Origin of the sequence: Halorubrum sp. T3, assembly GCF_000296615.1 — an archaeon.
In the GTDB taxonomy this organism is placed as follows: Archaea; Halobacteriota; Halobacteria; order Halobacteriales; family Haloferacaceae; genus Halorubrum; species Halorubrum ruber.
Genome location: NZ_JH815329.1, coordinates 172,898 through 190,695, shown reverse-complemented (window position 1 = coordinate 190,695; position 17,798 = coordinate 172,898). Strand labels below are relative to the sequence as shown.

18 protein-coding genes and 3 pseudogenes are annotated in these 17,798 nt (G+C 69.4%); 12 read left to right on the top strand and 9 right to left on the bottom strand.

Annotation, left to right across the window (positions count from 1 at the left end; genetic code table 11):
• Window positions 1-33 precede the first annotated feature (33 nt).
• The 4 genes from B378_RS0103115 to B378_RS0103100 form a co-directional block, all read right to left on the bottom strand.
• Window positions 34-300: an HAH_0734 family protein gene (locus tag B378_RS0103115; RefSeq protein WP_017342364.1), complete on the bottom strand. Its 267-nt coding sequence runs from the start codon at window positions 298-300 to the stop codon at window positions 34-36.
• Window positions 301-435: 135 nt separating this feature from the next.
• Entirely contained in the window at window positions 436-1,179 is a 744-nt protein-coding gene (locus B378_RS0103110) for a creatininase family protein (RefSeq protein WP_017342363.1), read from the bottom strand.
• 75 nt (window positions 1,180-1,254) lie between these two features.
• Complete coding sequence (locus B378_RS0103105; protein WP_017342362.1) at window positions 1,255-3,075, bottom strand: ribosome biogenesis/translation initiation ATPase RLI; 1,821 nt, start codon at window positions 3,073-3,075, stop codon at window positions 1,255-1,257.
• A gap of 1 nt (window position 3,076) precedes the next feature.
• On the bottom strand, window positions 3,077-3,385 hold the full coding sequence (locus B378_RS0103100) for a hypothetical protein (RefSeq protein ID WP_008443028.1): 309 nt from the start codon (window positions 3,383-3,385) through the stop codon (window positions 3,077-3,079).
• 284 nt (window positions 3,386-3,669) lie between these two features.
• Between B378_RS0103100 and B378_RS0103095 the strand changes: the two genes are divergently transcribed.
• Window positions 3,670-3,951, top strand: coding sequence for a helix-turn-helix domain-containing protein (locus tag B378_RS0103095; protein ID WP_004598013.1), 282 nt, complete (start codon window positions 3,670-3,672; stop codon window positions 3,949-3,951).
• Between the two features lie 128 nt (window positions 3,952-4,079).
• Here B378_RS0103095 and B378_RS0103090 read toward each other — a convergent pair whose 3' ends face one another.
• Complete coding sequence (locus tag B378_RS0103090; protein WP_044965570.1) at window positions 4,080-4,358, bottom strand: hypothetical protein; 279 nt, start codon at window positions 4,356-4,358, stop codon at window positions 4,080-4,082.
• Between the two features lie 188 nt (window positions 4,359-4,546).
• Between B378_RS0103090 and B378_RS0103085 the strand changes: the two genes are divergently transcribed.
• Window positions 4,547-5,521 carry a C-terminal binding protein gene (locus tag B378_RS0103085; RefSeq protein WP_017342360.1) on the top strand — a complete coding sequence of 325 codons (975 nt, stop codon included), beginning with the start codon at window positions 4,547-4,549 and terminating at the stop codon, window positions 5,519-5,521.
• 35 nt (window positions 5,522-5,556) lie between these two features.
• Here B378_RS0103085 and B378_RS0103080 read toward each other — a convergent pair whose 3' ends face one another.
• The gene (locus B378_RS0103080) at window positions 5,557-6,381 is read right to left on the bottom strand and encodes a DUF6663 family protein (RefSeq protein WP_017342359.1); all 825 of its coding nucleotides are present in this window, start codon (window positions 6,379-6,381) and stop codon (window positions 5,557-5,559) included.
• Between the two features lie 123 nt (window positions 6,382-6,504).
• Here B378_RS0103080 and B378_RS0103075 point away from each other — a divergent pair, with 123 nt between their 5' ends.
• Complete coding sequence (locus B378_RS0103075; RefSeq protein WP_017342358.1) at window positions 6,505-7,215, top strand: methyltransferase domain-containing protein; 711 nt, start codon at window positions 6,505-6,507, stop codon at window positions 7,213-7,215.
• Between the two features lie 35 nt (window positions 7,216-7,250).
• On the opposite strand, the gene B378_RS0103070 is transcribed toward B378_RS0103075, so the two are convergent.
• Together B378_RS0103070 and B378_RS0103065 are read right to left on the bottom strand one after the other, a co-directional pair.
• The gene (locus B378_RS0103070) at window positions 7,251-7,697 is read right to left on the bottom strand and encodes a type IV pilin (protein WP_026046161.1); all 447 of its coding nucleotides are present in this window, start codon (window positions 7,695-7,697) and stop codon (window positions 7,251-7,253) included.
• Between the two features lie 95 nt (window positions 7,698-7,792).
• Entirely contained in the window at window positions 7,793-9,136 is a 1,344-nt protein-coding gene (locus tag B378_RS0103065; RefSeq protein ID WP_017342356.1) for a hypothetical protein, read from the bottom strand.
• A gap of 257 nt (window positions 9,137-9,393) precedes the next feature.
• On the opposite strand from B378_RS0103065, the gene B378_RS0103060 reads away from it, so the two are divergent.
• The 8 genes and pseudogenes from B378_RS0103060 to B378_RS17460 all read left to right on the top strand — a co-directional run.
• Window positions 9,394-10,683, top strand: coding sequence for a hypothetical protein (locus B378_RS0103060; protein WP_017342355.1), 1,290 nt, complete (start codon window positions 9,394-9,396; stop codon window positions 10,681-10,683).
• 92 nt (window positions 10,684-10,775) lie between these two features.
• The gene (locus B378_RS0103055) at window positions 10,776-11,564 is read left to right on the top strand and encodes an electron transfer flavoprotein subunit beta/FixA family protein (protein ID WP_017342354.1); all 789 of its coding nucleotides are present in this window, start codon (window positions 10,776-10,778) and stop codon (window positions 11,562-11,564) included.
• Window positions 11,561-12,508 (top strand): electron transfer flavoprotein subunit alpha/FixB family protein, encoded by a 948-nt coding sequence (locus tag B378_RS0103050; protein WP_155118184.1) that lies wholly within the window; start codon window positions 11,561-11,563, stop codon window positions 12,506-12,508. The genes B378_RS0103055 and B378_RS0103050 overlap by 4 nt, the downstream gene beginning before the upstream one ends.
• 84 nt (window positions 12,509-12,592) lie before the next feature.
• Window positions 12,593-13,516, top strand: a complete 924-nt coding sequence (locus B378_RS0103045) for a DUF5995 family protein (protein ID WP_017342352.1) — start codon at window positions 12,593-12,595, stop codon at window positions 13,514-13,516.
• Between the two features lie 109 nt (window positions 13,517-13,625).
• Window positions 13,626-13,880, top strand: a complete 255-nt coding sequence (locus B378_RS0103040) for a hypothetical protein (protein ID WP_026046160.1) — start codon at window positions 13,626-13,628, stop codon at window positions 13,878-13,880.
• A gap of 61 nt (window positions 13,881-13,941) precedes the next feature.
• Window positions 13,942-14,313: pseudogene (locus tag B378_RS17275) on the top strand (AAA family ATPase); the annotation flags it as partial.
• Window positions 14,287-15,615, top strand: a pseudogene (locus tag B378_RS15765) (replication factor C small subunit); the annotation flags it as partial. The pseudogenes B378_RS17275 and B378_RS15765, both read left to right, overlap by 27 nt.
• Before the next feature lie 3 nt (window positions 15,616-15,618).
• Window positions 15,619-16,230 (top strand): annotated as a pseudogene (locus B378_RS17460) (replication factor C small subunit); the annotation flags it as partial.
• A gap of 29 nt (window positions 16,231-16,259) precedes the next feature.
• Here the strand turns inward: B378_RS17460 and B378_RS17270 are convergent.
• Window positions 16,260-16,697, bottom strand: a complete 438-nt coding sequence (locus tag B378_RS17270) for a hypothetical protein (RefSeq protein ID WP_237738319.1) — start codon at window positions 16,695-16,697, stop codon at window positions 16,260-16,262.
• A gap of 289 nt (window positions 16,698-16,986) precedes the next feature.
• On the opposite strand from B378_RS17270, the gene B378_RS0103015 reads away from it, so the two are divergent.
• Window positions 16,987-17,529: a metallophosphoesterase gene (locus tag B378_RS0103015; RefSeq protein ID WP_017342348.1), complete on the top strand. Its 543-nt coding sequence runs from the start codon at window positions 16,987-16,989 to the stop codon at window positions 17,527-17,529.
• Window positions 17,530-17,798 lie beyond the last annotated feature (269 nt).

Below are 17,798 nucleotides of genomic sequence, written 5' to 3'. Positions count from 1 at the left end.
GGAGAGCCGAGGAAGAGCGCCCGTCTGTGCGGTTTAAACCGACAGCTCGCCCTTCGCCTTGATCACGTCCAACTCCTCGGCGTCGACCGTCTCGACGTCGAGCCAGTGGGGGACGTACTCGCGTTTGTCGTACGCCTCGCGCTCGTCTTCCGTGCCGACGGTACACCAGAGCTGCGGCTCGTCCGGGCCGTGCCAGCCGCCCTGAACGTTGATTCCGAAACAGACCAGCTCCTCGCCGTCGTGCTCGATCACCGCGTCCCGCCGGATGTCGGGGTCGCCGCGGATGATGAGGTGGTGCATACGCCGGGGTTCGCGTGTTCCGGGCTTAATCGCTTCGATACTGCGGATCGGATCGCGGCGGCGCCGGCGACCTGGCGCGGCGGCGCTATCGCGACGTGCGGCGCCGCCGCCCTCATCGGCCCGCGTCGAGCGCCCTCACCACCCCGCGTCGAGGTCCTCGACGAGCGCGCCGAGGATCTCGCGGGTCGTCGCGGCGACGATCGGTTCGAGCGCGTCCGGGTCGCTGTTCGTCGGGTCGCCGAGCCCGCCTAACTCAGTCACCTCGTCGAAGTACTCGTAGCTCCGCGTGCGGGGCATCTCGGCGGCCTCCTGCGGCTCCTTCTTCTCCGTCCGCACGAGGTCCGGGCGGTACAGCTCGACGAAGCTCGTCTCGTGGTCGCCGGCGTGGCCCCACCCCTCACCGTACGCCTCCTCCAGATCCTCGCGCGCGAAGTCGGTCCAGTGAACGAAGTGGACCGTGAGGTCGGTGTCGCGGCCGAGCCGGTCGGCGGCGACCGACAGCGGCTCCCGGTTCCCCCCGTGGCAGTTCACGATGAGCAGTCGGTCGGCGCCGTGTTCGACAATCGACTCGCCGATCTCGCGGACCACGTCGACGTACGTCTCCGTCGAGAGGGTGATCGTGCCGGGGAACCGCATGTGGTGTTCCGACTGCCCGTACGGCAGCGTCGGGAGCCGCAGCAGGTCAAGGTCGAACTCGTCGGCGGCGTCGACGAGCTCGGCGGTGAGGTGGTCCGCGCGGAGCGTGTCGGTCGACACCGGGAGGTGCGGGCCGTGCTGCTCGATGCTGCCGGTCGGGAGGACCGCGAAGTCGGCGTCGTCGATCGCGTCCCCCGCCTCTTCCCACGTCATGCCGAACAGGTCGGCGTCCGTCTCGGGCATGGCGAAGCGTCTGACGGCGGGCGAGGAAAGGTTCGGGGTAGCGGCGAGCCCGGACGGGGCGAGAGGACGACCGGATTACCCGGAGTAGTAGTACTCGCCGTCGCGCTTCTGCTGACTGTCGAGCTGCGACCCCGGCTTGTTGATCCGGGGGCGCCCGGTGCGCTCGTCGCGGCGGAAGGTAATCTCCAGGTCGGCGAGGAACTCGTTCATGCCGTCGCGCATCTCCTGCGGCGGCGCGGCGCGCCCGCGCTCGGCCGGTTCGCCGTCGAACACCATCAGGCGGTCCGCGAGGAGGTCGATCATGTAGATGTCGTGGTCGATCACCATCACGGTCGCGTCGTGGTTCTCGGCGTAGCGGCGGATCGCGGTCGTGGCACGGACGCGCTGCTCCACGTCGAGGTGCGCGGAGGGCTCGTCGAGCAGGTAGAGGTCGGCGTCGTCGGAGAGACAGGCCGCGATGGCGACGCGCTGGCGCTCCCCGCCCGAGAGGTCCGAGAGATTCTGCTCCATCACGCGCTCCAACTGGAGGGGCTGGGCGACCTCGGTGTTCCAGTAGGAGGAGCCGAACTCGTCGGTAATCGAGGAGAGGAACGCGTCGACCCGCATGTGCTGGTCGATGTCGATGTACTGCGGCTTGTAGGAGATGTCGAGCGCGAAGTCGAGCTCCCCTTCGTCGGGCTCTAAGTCGCCCGTGAACAGCTCCGCGAGCGTGGACTTGCCGATCCCGTTCGGACCGACGACGCCCAGCACCTCGGAGCGGTTGATCTCGCCGCCCTCGACGCGGAGCTCGAACTCGCCGTCGCCGTACGACTTCCGCAGGTCGGGGTACTCGATCAGCGTCTCGCTCCGGGAGGCGACCCGCGGCGCGTGCTCCTCGAAGGTGATCGCCGACGGGCGGATCCGCATGTTCTCGTTGTCGAGGTACCCCTTCAGGTACTCGTTTATCCCCTTCCGGACGGACTTCGGGTCGGTGATGACACCGTACGCGCCCGGCTCCCCGTACGCAACGTGGAGCGTGTCCGCCAGCAGGTCGAGGATGGCGAGGTCGTGTTCGACGACGAGCATCGAGCGGTCCGCGGCGTCGTCGTCCGCCAGCTCGCGGATGAGCCGCGCGACGATCATCCGCTGGCCGATGTCGAGGTACGGCGTGATCTCGTCGAGGAAGTAGAAGTCGGCGTCGCGGGCGAGGCAGGCCGCGATGGCGACACGCTGGAGCTCGCCGCCGGAGATGGAATCGATGTTCTGGTCCATCACCGGCCGGATGTTGAGCCGGTCGACGAGGTCGTCGAGCGCGCCGCGCTCGTCGGTCCGCTCCAGCAGCTCGCGGGTGTTGCCGTCGAACTGGTTCGGGATCTGGTCGACGTACTGCGGTTTGCGCGCGACGGTCACGTCGCCGTCCCGCAGCGATTCGAGGTAGTTCTGCAGGCCGGTGCCGCGGAAGCGGTCGAGCACGCGCTCCCAGTCGCCGTCGGCGGCGTGGTCGCCGAGGTTCGGGACCATCTCGCCGGCGAGCGCGTGGACCGCGGTCGACTTCCCGATCCCGTTCGGCCCGAGGATGCCGGTGACGCTGCCGGGCTCGGGCGTCGGGAGGCCGTACAGCGAGAAGGCGTTGTCGCCGTAGCGGTGGACCGGGTCGTCGTCGAGCTCGGAGGGGAGGTTGATGATCTCGATCGCGTCGAACGGGCACGACTGGACGCAGATGCCGCAGCTCTCGCCCAAGCAGATCTCCTCGGAGATGTGGATCTGGTCGGGGTCCCCCTCCTCGGCGTCCTCGCCCCGCTCCGTGATACACTCCTTGCCCGTCCGGTTCGGCGGGCAGTCCTTCATACACTCGTAGTTGCAGCGGTCGGGCTGGCACCGATCGAGGTCCACGACCGCGATGCTGTCGTCGGCCATCTCAGACCCCCAGGTCGACGGCGGACGTCAGCAGGACGGTGTAGCTGATGAACCAGAGGGTGAACGTGAGAAACGCCACGTAGAGGTTGTCTTTGATCCCGAGGTCGCCGACGCCGACCGCCTTGAATATCGGGTACTGGGCGATGACGAACGCGCCGAGCACGAACACCGCGGTGGTGCTCGCGGCGGACGCCGGATCGGTGCCGACGTAGACGGCCGAGACGACGCCGGCCGCGATCCCGGCGAGACAGCAGATGGTCGTGACGACCACGCCGCGCGCGTGGTCGGACAGGCCCGAGTCGTCGCTCATGCCTTCGGATCCGCGAGCGCCCGTGAAAAGCCGTTCGTTCCGGCCGTCCCCCGCGACCGCGACGGGGCGACCGCGGGTTCGCTCCGCTCGTCGGCCCGCCGCGCGACGGCGCGGCCGAGGCGCGCGCGAGCCGAATCGCTGACTGACTGGTCAGTCCAGCGGCCGATTACCAGTGATTTCTGCCGGCTTATGGCACAAAATGCGGCCGTTTTCGCCGGTAAACGCCGCTCAGACGGCGTTGCTCCATCAACATTTATGAGCGTGTGCGGTTTCGAATCGTAACGATGGAAGGAACTCAAACGGAGGGGCTCGACGACCTCCCACCGAGCGCCAAACTCGTCTTCAAGGTGCTCGAGTACAACGGACCGCTGACCCAGAAGGGGATCGTCCAAGAGTCGATGCTGTCGGCCCGCACCGTCCGGTACGCGCTCGAACGGCTCGAGGGGATCGGCGTCGTCGACGAGGACGTCTACTTCGCGGACGCCAGACAGAACCTCTACAAGCTCACGGAACCGGCTCAGGAGTTCACCGCCGACGAGAGCGAGGCCTCCTGCACCGCTGACTGACGCGCGGATCGGAGTCGTCGACGCAGTCCCTGTGTTTTCAAACCCGCGTCGAAGGCCCCGAGCGGCGCCTCTCCGTCACACCTGCCGCTCCGCGATGTCCGGCTACTCCGGCCGCTCGCGGTGTCCAACTACTCCGGCCGCTCCGCTTCGCCCTCTCGCGCGCCGCGGACCGCCGTCGCTATCGTGAGGACGACCGCCACCGACAGCGCCGACGTCGCCGCCAGCACGAACGCGAGCAGGAGGAACCAGACGTCCGGCCCGAACAGCGGGTAGTCGCGCGTGTCGATCACCGGCCCGAGCAGCTCGAAGGTCCTGACGAGGTACAAAAGCGCCGCGAGCAGCGCGCCGGCCGCCGCGCCGACGCGGACGTTGCGGTAGAACGACAGCGACTCCAAGAGAACCAGCATCGGCGGCTTCGAACTGTCCTCGCTCACGGGGGTCCGTACGGCCGGCGACCGCAAAGAGTCATCGGAACGCGACGCGCGGAGCGGGCGTCGCTCGCGCTAGGGAGGGTTCCTCACGATCGAAACGGACGTACGAGGCCCTGACGGCGTCAGTGACAGCCGTCAAGTGGGTCGGGGGCGAACCGCGGCGCATGCCCAGAGTCGTGCTGTCGGCGTTCCCGATGATAGACCCCGAGACGTACCGCAAGGTCCTCGCCGACGCCGTCGACGAGCCGGTCGAGGTCGAGGTTGCGGAGATGGGGTCGACAGAGCGGCTGATCGAGGCGGCGGCCGGTGCCGACGCGGTCGTCACCGACATCAACACGCCCGTCACCGAGGCGGCGCTCGACGCGCTGGACCTGGCGGTCGTCGTCCGCTCGGCCGTCGGCGTGGACAATATTGACGTCGCGGCGGCCGCGGAGCGCGGCGTGACCGTCACCCGGGTGCCAGAATACTGTACCGAGGAGGTGGCGACCCACTCCGTCTCGCTGCTTTTCGCCTGTCTGCGCTCGCTGAAGCCGTACGACGACGCGGTCGCCGCCGGCGACTGGAGCTGGGAGGTCGGCGTCCCGACCCGGCGCGTGAGCGCGTCCACGATCGGGCTGCTCTCGTTCGGGCCGATCGCGCGGCGGGCGGCCGAACAGCTCTCCGGGTTCGACGCCGACCTCGTGGCGTACGACCCGTTCGTCGACGCCGAGGAGATGGCCGACTACGGCGTCGAGAAGGTCGATTTCGACGCGTTGTTCGACCGCGCCGATCACGTCGGCGTCTACGCGCCGCTGACGGACGCGACGCGCGGGATCGTCGACGCCGACGCGCTGGGGCGACTGAGCGAGGACTCGGTCGTCGTCAACGTGAGCCGCGGTCCGGTCGTCGACGCCGACGCGCTGCTCGACGCGCTGGCGGCGGACGAGATCAAGGCCGCCGGCCTCGACGTCCTCGCCGAGGAGCCGCCCGAGGACGACCCGCTCGTCGGTCGCGACGACACCGTGGTCACGCCGCACGCCGCGTGGTACAGCGAGGAGGCGAGAGACGACCTGAACCGGAGCGGCGCCGCCGACGTGGCGGCCGTGCTGAACGGTGAGACGCCCGACGGTCGGGTCGACCCCGAGGCGGACTGGCTGTAGTGGGGCGGTAGTTGCGGAGGGGGCGACGAGACGGACTACAGGCGGTCGAGCGCGTCGAAGTCGTCGCCTTCGTCAAGGTCGTCGTCCCCCGAGTCGTTCGAGCTGTCGGAAACCACGGAATCGCCGCCGTCCCCGCCGGGGTAGCTCGCGTCGAGTCCCGCGGCGAGGCCGGGACCGAGGTCGTAGGTGTCCCGGACCGTCTGTGCGAGGACGCCGTCGGGGTCGAAGACGACGTAGACGGCGACGAACTCGTGTTCCGCGGGGCGCAACACGAACACCTCCCGCGGGTCGTCGTCGTCCCGCGACTCGTTCACGCGGGCGACGAGCGGCTCGATCGGGAGCCGGCCCGTGCGGACCTCCTCGAAGGTGTCGCTGCCGGGCGCGTCGGCGAAGAGGTATAACGCGCCGTTGGGGTCGCCGTCGTTCGAGCGGGTCGTGATCGAGCCGACGGGCTCCCCCTCGGCGCGGATCTGCCGCCAGGTGTCGACGGCCGCCTCGAACATCCCCTCGACGCCGTCGGCGAAGCGGAACCGCGTCTCGCGGACGACGTTGACCTCGCGGAAGCGCGCGGAGCCGTCGGTCCACACCAGCGTCGCCTCGACGACGAACCCCGGTTGGAGCGCGTCGACGGCGTCTGCGAGTTCGCCCTCGTACCCCTCGGCGGTGGCGTAGAGGGGGTCGAAGCGGTCCTCGGCGTCGGGGGCCGTCGGGTCGACCGGCCCGTCCGCGAGTTCGACGAGGACGAACTCCTCGACGTCGTCGGGGCTCGCGGCCGAGTCAGCCCCGTCGGACTCGTCTTCGATGTCCGGCCGCCGGCGCCGGTCGTGAACGCGGAACCGGCCGCTCGTCGTCGGGTCCATATCCGACGGTGGGACGGACGGCGGAAAAGCCGGTCGGAAGCGGCCCGCGGGGCCGGCGATCCGGGCCCGATCCCGCTCGCGGATCCGTGTCGTTATGGGGCCGCCGGCCCAAGGAACCGGTAAATGGGGATCCTCGAGGACAAGTCGAACGCCCGCCTCTTCTACAAGTACCTCTCGAAGGTGTACGACCGGATTAACAGCTTCAACTGGAACGAGGAGATGCGCGCGGAGGCGCTCTCGTGGCTGGAGTTCGGCGACGACCCGACGGTGCTCGACGTGGGCTGCGGCACCGGGTTCGGCACCGAGGGGTTACTCGAGCACGCCGACGACGTCCACGGCCTCGACCAGAGCGTCCACCAGATGGAGAAGGCGTTCGAGAAGTTCGGGAGACACGACAGGGTAAACTTCTACCGCGGCGACGCCGAGCGGCTCCCGTTCCGCGACGACGCGTTCGACGTGGTGTGGTCGTCCGGCTCCATCGAGTACTGGCCCAACCCCGTCGAGGGGCTGCGCGAGCTCCGACGCGTCGCGAAGCCGGGCGGGCAGGTCCTCGTCGTCGGTCCCGACTACCCCCACAACCCGATCCTCCAGCGGGTGGCCGACGCGATCATGCTGTTCTACGACGCCGACGAGGCCGACCGGATGTTCGAGGCGGCCGGCTACGAGGAGTTCGAACACCACATTCAGCAGGCGACGCCCCAGAGCCCCCGCGCCATCACGACCGTCGCCCGCGTTCCGGGCGGCGACGAGGCGGGCGGCAGTTCCGCGTCGGGTACCGAGGAGTCCGCATCGGGCGCCGAGGAGTCCGCGTCGACGGCGTCCGACGCCGAGTAACGGCGTCAGCACCGATCCGTCCGAGACGCGCGTTCTCACCCCGAGTCGACGAACGCCTCCAGCGTCGCGACCGACTGCCCGTCGGCCGTGATCTCGACGGTGACCCGCCGGCCCGGCTCGAGCGTCGGGTCGTTGGTGTCCGCGACGCGGAACGTCGCCGTCTCCCCGGCGCGCAGCGTGTCGCCGCCGGCGGAGTTGAACGCCCCCGTCGGTCCGGGGTGGAAGCCGGCGGCCGAGAAGAACGGGACCGGCGGCTGTTCGTCGAGCGGTTCGCCGTCGACGCTGACGCGGACCGTCACCGCGGAGACATCGATCGGGTCGCCGCCGCGGTGGTCGATCGCGATCCGGTCGTCGGTCGCCGACAGCGACAGGGCCGCCGACGGCGGCACCGTCGCGCTCGGGCCGTCGAGCGTGGCGGCCGCGACGCCGCCGGCCAACACGACCGTGATCGCGATGAGCAGCACGCCCGCAACGGGCGCGATCCCTCGGGCGCGACGGACGACTGGTGGCACGGCGGCCCTGCGGCGGTTTCGGGTAAAAAGGTCGGCCCGGGAGGCGACGCCCCCGAGTCGGGCCGTCACTCGTCGTCGACCGGCCGCGGCGTCGAGAGGGGCTCGATGTCGCCGAGGACGACGACGCGGGGCTCGTCGACGACCGTGATGCGGTACGTCTCGGCCGGCGAGAGCGTCCGGACGACCCCCTCCTCGTCGGTCGTCCCGATCGTCCGGCTGTCGCCGTCGCCCACCGACTTGGTGACGGTGACGTCGGGGACCGGCTCGCCCGTCTCGTCGTCGAGGACGGTCACGGTCACCGGGCCCCCGGGGTACGTCCGTTCGACGGTGACGTTGAACCCGTCGCCCGCCGCCGTGACGGGCTCGCTGTCGGGGAACGCGGACAGGTCGATGCGCTGGTGTTCGACGAACACCTGCTCGGTGCCGCCGCTGACGAACGTCCGGAGGGTCCCGACCTCGTGCGGGATGGTGATCCGCTGGACGGAGCCCGCGCCGAACGCGTCCGGTTCGCGGAGCGCGGCCGTCTCGGGGTAGGCCGCCTCGGTCATCTCGATCGCCGCGTCGTTCGAGATGTCGCTGCCGCCGCGGTCCCAGCGGTCAGTTCGGAACACCTCGCGGACGTACTCGCCGTCGACGACCGTGGCGAGCACGACGGCGCCCTGACTCGACGCGACGTACAGGTCGTTCGGCGAGGACTGGCCGCGAGCGGTCGCGAGCGCGCGGTCGCGGACCGGGCCCTCGTACACCTGGAGCGCCACCTGGAGCTCGTCGAGCCGGCCGGGCGAGCTGAACCCGTCCGTCGACTCGGCGAGCGCGTCGATCTCGTCGAGCCGCTCGTCGTACTCGCGGGCGGTCGCGGCCACGCGGACGAGCTCGTCGACTAATTCGCGGTCGCTGATCTCGCCGGCCGCGTGCGCGCTGAAGGCGGCGGTCTGGCGGCTGTTCAGCGCCACCTCCGCGCGCTCGACCCGGTTGAGCTCCGCGAGGATCTGCTGTTGGCGCTCGACGCCCGCCTCGGCGCGTTCGATCCGGTCGACGACGGCCGCGGTCTCGAAGGCGGCGTCGGCGTCGGCGGTCGCGAAGCCGAGCGACGACCCGAGGTCCGGGCCGCGGGTGTACGCGCTGACGCGCGTCTCCGCCCCGGGCGGCGTCGAGAGCGTCCGGAACGTGAGGTTGGCCGTGTCGATCTGCGGCGTCGTCTGTCCGGTGACGCTCGATGCCGAATCGACGGACAGCGGGGAGTCGACGGGACCGACCGAATCGACGGGTGGTGCCGGATCGGCGGACGGTTCCGGATCGGCGGCCGGTACCGAACCGGCGGACGGCGAGACGGCGCCGGGCGCGGTGACGCCGGCGACCGGGGCCACGAGCAGCAGGACCGCGACCGCGGCGATCGGGAGGGCTCTCATCGTCTCTGGGTTCGACCCGCGACACAAAAAGTCCACCCACTGCGGTCGGCCGGCAGGTCGTGCGGCCGGGCGTCGCGGGCGAACCGCGGGCGATGGAGCCGCGCGGGTCGGCGTCGCAGGCGAACCGCGGGCGATGGAGCCGTGCGGGTCGGCGTCGCGGGCAGACGGCGGCCCGGGAGCGCAAGCTCGGTCCGGCATCCTGTCAAAAAACAGCGTATGGAAAGCGTTTTGCCCGGCGCGCGAGTGACCCGAGACGTATGCGGAACCCCGCCTTTCGCGCGCTCTTGGTCGCTGTCGTCGCGCTCGCGCTGGTCGCGAGCGCCGGCGGCGCGGCCGACGGTGCGACCACGACCCCCTCCCCCCTCGGCGCGGACGACCCCCCGGCCCACGTGCCGGCAGTCGGTGACGAACCGCGCGTCCGCGAGTCGGTCGACGACCGCTCGCCGGCGGTCCGCCAGCAGACCGGCGACGGCATCACGTCGCCGTCGACGACGCGGATCCGACTCGCGTTGAACTCCGACCGCAGCGCAGACTGGACCGTCGCGGTCCGGTACTCGCTGGCGGACGAGAACGAGACGAGGGTGTTCAGGGCCGCCGGCGACCGCTTCCGCGACGGCGAGGTCGGCCCGAGCGCCGAGCTGTTCGAGGGGTTCCGCCGCGAGGCGAACCGGAACGTCGACCGGTCGATGGCGATCGAGGACGTCGAACGCGAGGTCATCGTCCACGAGAACCCGGGCGAGTTCGACGTCGCCACGGAGGACGCGGTCGCCGTCGGCGAGCTCCGGCTGCGCTTCACCTGGACGTCGTTCCTCGCGCAGGACGGCGAGAGCCTCGTCCTCGGGGACGCGCTGACGACGCCCGGCAACGAGACGTGGCTCCGCAGCCTCGAAGCGGGCCAGACCCTGGAGGTGGCGACGCCGGAAGGGTACACGGTCACCGGAACGCCGAGCAGCGCCGTGACGCAGCTCTCGGACGGCGACGTGATCATCGAGGGGCCCCAGACGTTCGAGGGAGGCGAGCCCGTGGTGATCGTGTACGGGCCCGCGGGGGCGGGCACCCCGTGGACGATGCTGATGGCCGCGATCGTACTCGCCGCGGCCCTCGTGGCCGGGAGCGTCGTCGGATACCGTCGGATCAACAACGGGGAGAGCGACCCGAACGAGTCGGCCGCGAACGGCGGCGAGCGCGCGGCGAGCGGCGACGGTCCGAACGCGATGGGCGTCGGCGACGCCGGTCCGGGGACCGGAGCCGACGCCGGCGCCGACGCGACCGACGAGGCGGACGACGGCGACGAGGAGGACCTCTCGCTGCTCTCGGACGAGGAGCGCGTCGAGCGGCTCCTCGACGCGAACGGCGGCCGGATGCGGCAGGCCGACATCGTCGCCGAGACAGGGTGGTCGGACGCGAAGGTGTCGCAGCTGCTCTCGGCGATGGCCGACGAGGGGCGCGTCGAGAAGCTCCGGCTCGGCCGCGAGAACCTCATCTCCCTGCCCGACGACGAGGGCGACGGCAACGGGGGAGGCGACGACGGCGACGACGACCGCTGACGACCCGGCACGCGGCCGGGCCGAGCGGAAACCGCTGGTCCGCCGTCGGCCGTTCCGAAAACCATTACAGGGCGAGCGACCGAGTATCGATCATGAAGGTTCTGGTGACCGTCAAGGAGGTCGCGGAGGCGGACGACGACTTCGCGATCGAGGGGACAGACATCGCCGAGTCCGACCTCGAGTACGACCTCAACGAGTGGGACGACTACGCCGTCGAGGCCGCCGTCCAGCTCGCCGAGGCCGGGATCGCGGACGAGGTCGTGACCGTCACCGTCGGCCCGGAGCGCGCCGAGGAGACGATCCGGATGGCGCTCGCGAAGGGCGCCGACCGCGCGGTCCGCGTCTGGGACGACGCGCTCGAGGGCGGGTTCGCCGACGTCGCCTCGAAGGTCGCCCTGTTCGAGGCGGTCGTCGACGAGGAGGAGCCGGACCTGGTCCTCGGCGGCGTCCAGGCCGCGGACACCGGCTTCGGCGCCACGGGCGTCGCGCTCGCGGAGCGGATCGGATTCGAGCACGCGGCGGTCGTCAACCAGCTCGACGTGGACGCGGACGCCGGCGTGGCGCACGTCCACCGCGAGCTGGAGGGCGGCGTCGAGGAGCTGACCGACGTCGACCTGCCGGCCGTGTTGACCGTCCAGACCGGCCTCAACGAGCCGCGGTACGCGAGCCTCCGCGGGATCCGACAGGCCCAGCGCAAGGAGATCGCCGCGAAGGACCTGGCCGACCTCGGCCTGACCGCCGATGACGTCGAGAGCGCGCTGACGATCACCGAGATGTACGAGCCGGAGAGCGAGTCCGACGCGGAGATCATCGAGGGCGACGCCGGCGAGTCCGCGGGGCGCCTTGCCGAGGTCCTCCGCGAGAAGGGGGTGAGCGCGTGATGAGCGTGCTCGTCGCCGCCGAACACCGCCGCGGCGCGCTCCGGGACGTTACCTACGAGGCGATCACGGCCGGGCGAGAGCTCGCCGACGAGCGCGGCGGCGACCTCCACGTGGCCGTCGTCGGCGGCGACGTCGACGGGTTCGCGGAGGACGTCAACCGCGAGGGCGTCGACGCGGTCCACGCGGTCGAGGACGGCGAGGAGTTCGACCACAACGCCTACCAGGCGGCGGTCTCGACGCTCGCGGACCGGATCGACGCCGGCGCGGTGGTGCTGCCGAACTCCGTCAACGGGCTCGACTACGCGCCCGCCCTCGCCGAGGACCTCGGCGCCCCGATCGTCACCGACGCGGTCGGAATCGCCTACGACGACGGGCTCACCGTCACCCGCGAGATGTACGGCTCGAAGGTCGAGACGACCGTCGACGTCGCGGGCGACCGGTTCGTCCTCACGGTCCGAGGCGGCGAGTGGCCGCCCGCGGAGGGGGTCGGCGACGCGACCGTCGAGGCGGCCGAGGTCGACATCCCCGAGTCGGGCGCCCGCGTCACGGGCTTCGAGGAGGTCGGCGGCGGCGACGTCGACATCGCGGACGCCGACGTGCTCGTCTCGGTCGGCCGCGGCATCGAGGAGGAGGAGAACCTCGAGCTCGTCGAGGAGCTCGCTGACGCGCTCGGCGCGACGCTGTCCGCCTCCCGCCCGATCGTCGACAACGGCTGGCTGCCGAAGAACCGGCAGGTCGGCCAGTCGGGGAAGGTCGTCACGCCGGACGTGTACATCGCGGTCGGCATCTCCGGCGCGGTCCAACACGTCGCCGGGATGAAGGGGTCGGACACGATAATCGCGATCAACACCGACCCGAACGCGCCCATCTTCGACATCGCCGACTACGGGATCGTCGGCGACCTCTTCGACGTGGTGCCCGAGCTGATCGACGAGTTCGCATAGGCCGGCGGCGCCGTTCCGGCAGCAACACTCTTTGACTCCGACCGAGTACCGGGCGGTTAGACGGCGTCCGCCGTCGACTCCCCGATGCCCCCCATCCGCGCCGCCGTCCCGACGCTCGCGGAGGCGAGAGCGCTGCTCGTCGGTCTCCGCCGGGCGGTCGACGGCGAGCGGGACGCGATCGCCGCGGAGCTGGCGGGCGAGGAGCCGGACGCGGCGCTGCTCGATCTGGTGTCGGAGCCGTTCGCGTCCGTCGACGACGTCGACGAGCGGCTGGCGCGGACCGAGTCGTACCTCCGCGAGCGCGGCGACCGGCGCGCGGTGTTCCTCACGGTGTACAGTCGGATGACGGCGACCGTGCGGACCGCCATCGACGACGGCGCGTTCGTCGATCCGGAGTGGGCGGCCGCGTATCTCGTCGCCTTCGCGGAGCGCTACCGGCGAGCGCTGGTCGCGTTCGAGCGACGAGCGTTCGACTCGCTTCCCCGGCCGTGGCTGCTCGCCTTCGGCGCCGCGGCCCGCGGGGAGACGCTCGTCGCGCAGGACGCCCTGCTGGGCATCAACGCGCACATCACCTACGACCTCACGTACACGCTCGGCGACGTGGGAATCGATCCCGACCGCGGCGACAAACACGAGGACCACGACCGCATCAACGCGGTTCTGGCCAGGCTCGTCCAGACCGCGCAGGACGCGCTCGTCGAAGCCTACGACGCGGTCGGGATCGCCGGGATCGATCGGCTGTTCCATCCCCTCGACGACCGGTTGGCGCTGCTGGGGCTGCGCGGCGTTCGGGAGTTCGCGTGGCGGAACGCCGTGTTGCGGGCGGACCTCCCGAGGTGGGTCGGCGAACCGTACGTCGACTGGCGGACCGAGACCGTCGCGACCGGCGCCGCCGCGGTCGTGCTCGCTCCCGAGTTCGACGCGGCCGAGAGCGCGCGCCTGCGGGACGCGGAGGCCGACGCGGACGTGGCGAACGCCTTCGGCGAGGCGGTCCGGCGGCGGATATAGCGGGCCCGCGGACCGTTCCGGCGGAGTCGATACGTAGCGAACCCGCGCCCCCGGCGGAGCATCTGCCAAGTGAGAAACACCTATGACACTCGTCGCGAATATGACGACTATGCCACATATTCGGGGGACGATCCACGGCGTCGCCGCGATGGTGATGCTCGTCGTCGGGTCGATGCTGACGAACACGATCCGCGAGGAGTACGAGCTGTTCGCGCAGATGGCCGCGACGACGACGCACCTGCTCGTCGACGTCGCGGAGCTGCCGGTGTCGCGGGAGATCGCCGAGGTGGTCGTCCCCCTCGGCGTGTTGATGGGCGTCTGGGTGTTCGCCTACGAACTCCAGCGGCTCTCGCGGAGCGAGTGACACCGAAGGGGGCGGGTCAGTCTCGGTTCGTTTATCACCCCGCCGACCCTCGGATCCGGCAATGAGCGAGGCCGACGAGCAGCCGGCTGCGACCGCGACCGGCCGGGAGATCTGGATCGAGAAGTACCGGCCGCAGACGCTCGACGACATCCACGGCCAAGAGGAGATCATCGAGCGCCTCCAGAGCTACATCGCGCAGGACGACGTGCCCCACCTTTTATTTTCAGGGCCTGCGGGCGTGGGGAAAACAACCGCGGCCACCGCGATCGCCCGCGAGATCTACGGCGAGGACAACTGGCGCGGCAACTTCCTAGAACTGAACGCCTCCGACCAGCGCGGGATCGACGTCGTCCGCGACCGGATCAAGGGGTTCGCGCGGTCATCGTTCGGCGGCGACTTCCGGATCGTGTTTCTTGACGAGGCCGACTCGTTATGCGTACCACCGGGAACCGAGGTCGTTACGGGGTATCCGTCGAAGCCCGAGGTAAAACCGATCGAGGAAGTGAGTACGGAGGGCGAACCGATCCCGTCTGTCGATTTCGAGACCAACGAGATACAATCCGACAAGGGGAAGCTCGTCGACTCCGGTACTGCGGACTTCCTCGAAATTGAGTTAGCGGACGGTCGAACCACGGTCGCGAGTCCAACTCACCCGTTCTTCGCGGTCGGCGAAGACGGAAGACTCGTGGAAAAAGAGCTCAGGGAGCTGTCACCGAGTGACGAAATCGCGGACTTCAAAGACGAGATCGGGGTATCGAAGTGCGAGATCTGTGAGTCGTGGACAGCAGGACGGTTCTGTTCCATGGAGTGTAAAAACGAGGGCCACAGCCGAGAGATGCGCGGGAGCGGGAACCCGATGTACGGGACCGAATGGTCCGACGAGCGTCGAGAAAAGATCGTCGAAAAGCTCTCAGACGGTCGCTTTGCCGGAAGTAACAACCCGAACTACGGCGGAGATTTCCACGGAGTCCACGTCATGGAGATGGACGAAGAGACAGTTGAGCAATTTCGTGAGACGATCAGCGAGATGCGGTCGGGAACGTCGTGGGAGGAGTGGGTCGTCGACGCGGATCCCGACCGGGTGAAAGCAGACATCGGTGCGGCCACGGTCGAGTGGTGGGAAAGCTTGGACGACGAGGAGAGACAGGCGGTAATCGACAAGAGCGTCGAAAACTGTGACTATCCCGTTTGTGACATCAGCGGCGACAATAATCCGATGCGCGATCCGGAAGTCGCACAGAAAGTGTCAGAAGCGCTGAAAGGCCATGAACCGACCGGCGGCAACATCAGACACAGCGACGAACTCGGACACTTGGTTCGATCCGACTGGGAGTACGATGTCGCGAAGGCACTACAGGAGGCAGGTATCGAGTACGAGTACGAACCGGCGTTCGAACTGTCCGACTCCGTGTACCATCCCGATTTCCTGCTCGGAGACACGGTGATCGAGGTTAAGGGAGTTGCCGAGCTGTGGGGACAGACCGAGAAAGTCGAGGAATTCCTCGAAACGTACGGCGACGAGTACACGTACGTCGTCGTCGGCGACGGCGCCATGCCTCACCACGAACATTACGAGAAAGAAGAGTTCGAACCGGCGGTCGTCGCCGACGGCGGAGTCCAGAGCGTTCAGACGGTGGCGATCGACAGCATCGAGTACAGCCATCGCGGCAAGGCGTACAACATCACCATGGAGGACACCCCCAACTTCATGCTCGCGAACGGGGTGTTGACGCACAATACCGACGACGCCCAGTCAGCGCTCCGCCGGACGATGGAGCAGTTCTCCGACAACACCCGCTTCATCCTCTCATGTAACTACTCGTCGAAGATCATCGACCCGATCCAGTCGCGGTGCGCCGTCTTCCGCTTCTCGCCGCTCTCGGACGAGGCGGTCGGGGGGATGGTCCGCGAGATCGCGGCCGCGGAGGGGATCGAGGTGACCGACGCGGGCGTCGACGCCCTCGTCTACGCGGCCGACGGCGACATGCGCCGCGCGATCAACTCCCTTCAGGCGGCGGCGACGACCGGCGACGTCGTCGACGAGGAGGCCGTGTACGCGATCACGGCGACCGCGCGGCCGGAGGAGATCGAGTCGATGGTGACCGACGCGCTGAACGGCGACTTCGCGCGGGCCCGCTCGACGCTCGACACGCTGCTCACGGAGACGGGGATGGCCGGCGGCGACGTGATCGACCAGCTCCACCGCTCAGTCTGGGAGTTCGACCTAAGCGAGCGCGAGGCGGTGCGGCTCATGGAGCGCATCGGCGAGGCCGACTACCGGATCGCCGAGGGGGCCAACGAGCAGGTCCAGCTGGAGTCGCTGCTCGCGGCGCTTTCATTGGACGAATAGCGATAGACTGGGGCCGGATCTCCGCTCGTTCATTTATAAACAGTCGGCCGCGGACGGATGACGAACACCGCCAAAGCCCCAGCCGCTCGCTTATAAATAGCTGAGAGCAGATCGACGGCGAACATCTCCAAAGCCCGAGCCACTCGTTTATAAATAGCTGATCGCGGATCGCCGGTGAACACCGCCAAAGCCCCAGCCGCTCGCTTATAAATAGCTGAGAGCAGATCGACGGCGAACATCTCCAAAGCCCGAGCCACTCGTTTATAAATAGCTGATCGCGGATCGCCGGTGAACACCGCCAAAGCCCCAGCCGCTCGTTTATAAATAACTGAGAGCAGATCGACGACGAACATCTCCAAAGCCCCAGCCGCTCGTTTATAAATAACTGAGGGCAGATCGACGACGAATACCGCCAAAGCCCCAGCCGCTCGCTTATAAATAGCTGAGAGCAGATCGACGACGAACATCTCCAAAGCCCCAGCCGCGAGGACTCGATGGGCTCGCTGCGGTCCTCGTCGCTCACTACGTTCGCTCCTGCGGTCCTTGCGTCGCCCGTCTTCGTCCTCGCGGCTGCCCCTTTGAGTCCCGCCCTGCTCCGCACAGCACCTCACGCCTCCCCAGCCTCGTCGGCCTCCCTCCGCTTCGCTCCGGTCGGCCGACTCCCTCGCGCGTGCGATTCGCGCCCTTCGGGCGCTCATCGGCACGCGCCATTCCGGCAGGCGCGCTTTTTAAATCGGGGCGGCGCCGACGGTCGGTATGCTCGTCGTCGTCTCCGACACGCACGCACGCGAGGAGTCGAAGCTTCAGGGACGGACCGCGGAGGCGATCCGCGAGGCGGAGCTGGTGATCCACGCGGGCGACTTCTACCGCGAGCCGGTCTTGGACGCGTTTCAGTCGGCCGCCGCGAGCCTCCGGGCCGTCTACGGCAACAACGACGACGCGTCGATCCGCGACCGGGTTCCTGAGGTGCGGACCGTCGAGTACGCTGGGGTGCGGTTCGCGGTCACGCACCGTCACCGGAGCGGCGACACGGGGCTCGTCATGCTCGGTCGGGGCCGCGACGCGGACGCCGTGATCTGCGGCCACAGCCACCGGCCGCGGTTCGACGACTCGGGCGGGCTCCCGATACTGAATCCGGGCAGCCACGCGCAGCCGCGCGGCAACCGCCCGGCCCACGCGGAGCTGACTCCGACCGAGGGTGAGAGCGGAAGCGAGCCCGCGCTGGACGGGGAGCTGGTGACGCCGGACGGCGAGTCCTTCGAGACGTTCCGTATCGATGGCGAGAGCGGCGCGCAGTAACGGTGCGGGGATCGGCTCGGAGCGGAAGCGGAGACGGAAGCGCGAGAAGCGAGCGAAGCGCGTCGCCGCTGCGTCGGCGGGGACCGATCGCGACGCCCCGCGGACGGCCGGACCGGCCGACGGTCGTGTGCACGGTGGCGGACCCGAATCGGTGCGGGCGCGGGCGCGGACGCCGGCGGTCGGACGGAGCGGCCAGGGAGGGGTTCCGGGCAGGGGAGGGAGCGGCCGCGAGTCCGACCGGCCGGCGGGTCGACCGGCGTGTTGGGGCG